Source organism: Mesorhizobium sp. B2-3-4, from assembly GCF_006442315.1.
In the GTDB taxonomy this organism is placed as follows: domain Bacteria; phylum Pseudomonadota; class Alphaproteobacteria; order Rhizobiales; family Rhizobiaceae; genus Mesorhizobium.
This window is the reverse complement of sequence record NZ_VFVY01000047.1, coordinates 1-1,426: the sequence shown is the minus strand read 5'-3', so window position 1 is coordinate 1,426 and position 1,426 is coordinate 1. Positions and strand designations below refer to the sequence as shown.

The window sequence follows — 1,426 nt, the reverse complement described above, 5'->3', positions numbered from 1 at the left end:
TGAACTGACCCCCGAAAGTTGGACACAACCTTCGGGGGTTTTGTATGTCCAGACACAGTGCGAGTTTCAAGCGCTCGGTTGTCGATAGCTATTTAGGCGGGGGCGAAGGCTCCACGCGTACTGCGTCTAAGCATGGGATTGACGCTGGGACTGTTCGCAAGTGGGTTGCTTTGTTCCAGGCGCATGGCGATGGCGGACTGTCGAGCAAGTACGATCGCTACGATTCGGCGTTCAGGCTGTCAGTGCTTGAGCGGATGTGGGGAGAGGGCCTGTCGTATCGGGAGACGGCGGCGTTGTTCAATATCCGCAATGCCAGTTGCCTTGCGGGCTGGGAGAAGCGCTATCATGCGGGCGGGATAGAGGCGCTCGGTCCTCGTCCCAGAGGACGACCCATGTCAAAGCCGCCGGCTCCTGTAGCGCCTGCTGCAGCCAGTGACGAAGCCAAAAGCCGCGAAGAACTGCTGGCTGAGCTGAGGCAACTGCGGATGGAGAACGACTACCTAAAAAAACTGGAGGCCTTAACGCAGGGACACGCGCCCAAAGGGCGCAAGCCGTCCAGGCGTTAAGGCCGTTGCATCCGCTTGAGGGACTACTCGAACTGGCGCAACTGCCGCGCAGCACGTTCTATTACAGACACAAAGCAGCGACGCGCCCGGAGCGCCATGCGGCGCTGAAGCAGGCGATCAAGGCCATCTTCGACAACCACAAGGGCCGCTACGGCTATCGCCGGGTGACTGCGCAACTGCGCCAGTTGGGCCAACACGTCAACCACAAGACCGTCCAGAGCCTGATGGTCGGGATGGGATTGAAGTCGTTGGTCAGGCCGAAGAAGTATCGTTCCTACAGGGGTGAGGTTGGGCGGACCGCTCCCGATCTCTTGCAGCGCAAGTTCAGCGCCGATCGCGCCAACCGCAAATGGGTGACCGACGTAACCGAGTTCAGCCTGGCTGGTGACAAGCTCTACCTGTCACCCATCATGGACCTCTACAATGGCGAGATCGTCGCGTTCGAGACAGCCCGGCGGCCGCGCTTCAAACTGGTGGACAATATGCTGACCAAAGCCTTCGCCCGGCTCGATGAGGACGAACGGCCCATCCTGCATTCCGATCAGGGATGGCAGTACCAGATGGCGGCATTCCAGCGCAGGCTGAAGGCGAGAGGCTTACCGCAGAGCATGTCGCGCAAAGGCAATTGCCTCGACAACGCACCGATGGAGAGCTTCTTCGCCATACTCAAGTCCGAGCTCTTCCATTCGGAGCGCTTCGAGACCGTCCAAAGCCTCGATACGGCAATCGAGCACTACATCGACTATTACAACCACCGCCGCATCAAACTGAAACTGAAAGGGCTGGCCCCTGTGCAATACAGGAACCAGCCCTTAAATCTACCAGCTCAATGAACCGTCCAACTTTCGGGGGTCAGTTCA

At 59.0% G+C, this 1,426-nt stretch carries 1 pseudogene; it reads left to right on the top strand.

Annotated features, from left to right (window positions below):
• Positions 1 to 44: 44 nt before the first annotated feature.
• A pseudogene (locus tag FJ967_RS33245) lies at positions 45 to 1,399 on the top strand (IS3 family transposase).
• Positions 1,400 to 1,426: the final 27 nt, after the last annotated feature.